Raw genomic sequence first — 1925 nt, forward strand, 5'->3', positions numbered from 1 at the left:
ACTACTTCTAAGAAATTAATTAATAAGATAATTGGTGGTAAAAAATATGTTTGGATAGATTACCAAAGTCTTATTGATTATCTTCCTGCACTAAAAATCAATTCTAAAGATGTGATTGCTCGAAGAATAGCTAAATATGAAAAACTTGGTTTAATAAAAAAACATCTTCATAAGACTATGGCTTATGGTGTCTATACATTTTTTCATCTTGAAGGAAAATTTAATACTATGTTTGAAATTCAAAAAGTAGAAAAAGATGATAATGAGCTAGAAAAAATAAAAGAAAAGATGGGACTTCTAGGTCAACAAAATGAGGAGGCGACTCAAAAGTCGAGTGGTTTCGACTCAAAAGTAGAGACTACAGCGACTCAAAAGTCGTTACATAATACTCCTAATAAAATACTCCCACCAAAAGAAAGTAGTAGCACGGATACAAATCCTGCTGCCTCTGATGATGATTTTTTTAAAGAACTAAAAACCGTTCTTTCAGAAGCTAGTATTAAAAATCATAATTCTAATACTTTAAAAAATATTAAAAATTATTCTGATGGTGATATCAATGAAGTTAAAAAAGTAATTGAGTTTATAAAATTAAAAAGTAAAAATATGAACTCTAAAGTCTTAGTGGCCATATTAAAAGATAAAGATCATCAGATAGTTGAGCCAGTAGATATAAAAAAAGTTACTAGAACAGAAAAAATAGACTTTATGATCGAAAAATTAGGAGAGTTTAAAATCAGATCTATGAGAAATTCAATTTTAAAATTTATGGGATGTGAGTGTGAAAACGTAGATTCTGAACTTGGTAATCAATTATGTAAAAAATATAATAAATTAAATACTCTAGGGGGAACTGAATGAAACGAACATTAATTAAAAACTGGAATTATTTTAGAATTAAGACTTTGCCTGATATTAAAAAATTAGTGTTACATGGTGTGGAATATACCGATCAAGTTGATATCCAGGGAATGTGTTTCGAGGCATACCTACAAAAAGAAACTATTGAATTTGAAGTGGAGGAGAGTTGATCTTATGAAACGAGGAGTTTTAACCGATGATATCTTAGTGGAGCTAGAACAAATTATTCCTGAGTATGTCCCATTTCAACATTTAAAATTACTAAACTTTTTACCTTTTATCGATCATACAGTAAAAAATAAAGGGATATTTAAAAGAGACCAATTAACTGAGGAAGAATATGAAATATTAATTTATTTAGTTAAAAAAAGACATTTAGATTTTAGCCTTATTACAAAACAAACTGTTAGTTCTATGATGGATAATAAATATGAAATAAAGATTAGGGAATATAAATTCTATAACTTAATGCAAAGAGCTCTTTGGTTCTCATATGTTGAAAAGAGGTTGCCATGGGAGAAGTAAAAAATTAGGAGGGATAATTAATGAGTGATGCATTTAAAGCTATTTTTTCAGTTTTAATGATGGGAATATTAGCCACGATATTAAGAAATAATGATCTAGAAGTAATAATGAAATTGGTAATATTTTATCTTGGAGTTAAAGAAATTCCAAAGATTTTTCTTTAGGAGGACATAAAATGAAAAAACCAAAATTAAGACCAAATCATCAAGAAATTATAGCCATGAGTTTAGAGGATCTAAACTTTATATTAAAAAGTGAATATGTATTAACTAATAGACAAACTAAGCAAATTAAATCAGAGATCAAAAGAAAAAGAAACACTACAGGGCAAAAGGTGATTGTCTAATGGCTAAGATAATTTTATTTAAAAACAATAAAGGAGGAGTGGGGAAATCCTTATTATGTTTCTGGACTGCTCATATCCTCTCTACATTATCAAAAACAAGTGATGATAAGAAAAACAAAGTATTAATCCTTACATCCGATTCACAAAACAACATCATGCAAATGGCAGGAACTAAATCAGGCTATGGTGATGG

The 1925-nt window shown here is 28.4% G+C and carries 6 protein-coding genes; all 6 read left to right on the forward strand.

Annotation, left to right across the window (positions count from 1 at the left end; all coding sequences use genetic code 11):
- The coding region (locus WBG30_RS07830; protein WP_424504086.1) for a hypothetical protein at window positions 1–861 on the forward strand (861 nt) is incomplete at its 5' end.
- Window positions 858–1031, forward strand: a complete 174-nt coding sequence (locus WBG30_RS07835; RefSeq protein ID WP_424504087.1) for a hypothetical protein — start codon at window positions 858–860, stop codon at window positions 1029–1031. The genes WBG30_RS07830 and WBG30_RS07835, both read left to right, overlap by 4 nt.
- Window positions 1032–1035: 4 nt before the next feature.
- Window positions 1036–1386, forward strand: coding sequence for a hypothetical protein (locus WBG30_RS07840; protein WP_424504088.1), 351 nt, complete (start codon window positions 1036–1038; stop codon window positions 1384–1386).
- A 20-nt stretch (window positions 1387–1406) separates the two neighbouring features.
- Entirely contained in the window at window positions 1407–1550 is a 144-nt protein-coding gene (locus WBG30_RS07845; RefSeq protein ID WP_424504089.1) for a hypothetical protein, read from the forward strand.
- Between the two features lie 11 nt (window positions 1551–1561).
- Window positions 1562–1732 (forward strand): hypothetical protein, encoded by a 171-nt coding sequence (locus WBG30_RS07850; protein ID WP_424504090.1) that lies wholly within the window; start codon window positions 1562–1564, stop codon window positions 1730–1732.
- On the forward strand, window positions 1732–1925 hold a 194-nt coding region (locus WBG30_RS07855; protein WP_424504091.1), incomplete at its 3' end, for an AAA family ATPase. The genes WBG30_RS07850 and WBG30_RS07855, both read left to right, overlap by 1 nt.

It is taken from the genome of Psychrilyobacter sp. (assembly GCF_049671765.1).
Classification (GTDB): domain Bacteria; phylum Fusobacteriota; class Fusobacteriia; order Fusobacteriales; family Fusobacteriaceae; genus Psychrilyobacter.

Bases quoted from the DNA above. Each gene is read 5' to 3' on its own strand.
- WBG30_RS07840 (WP_424504088.1), top strand. From the start codon at position 1,036: ATGAAACGAGGAGTTTTAACCGATGATATCTTAGTGGAGCTAGAACAA.
- WBG30_RS07835 (WP_424504087.1), top strand. From the start codon at position 858: ATGAAACGAACATTAATTAAAAACTGGAATTATTTTAGAATTAAGACT.
- WBG30_RS07845 (WP_424504089.1), top strand. From the start codon at position 1,407: ATGAGTGATGCATTTAAAGCTATTTTTTCAGTTTTAATGATGGGAATA.
- WBG30_RS07850 (WP_424504090.1), top strand. From the start codon at position 1,562: ATGAAAAAACCAAAATTAAGACCAAATCATCAAGAAATTATAGCCATG.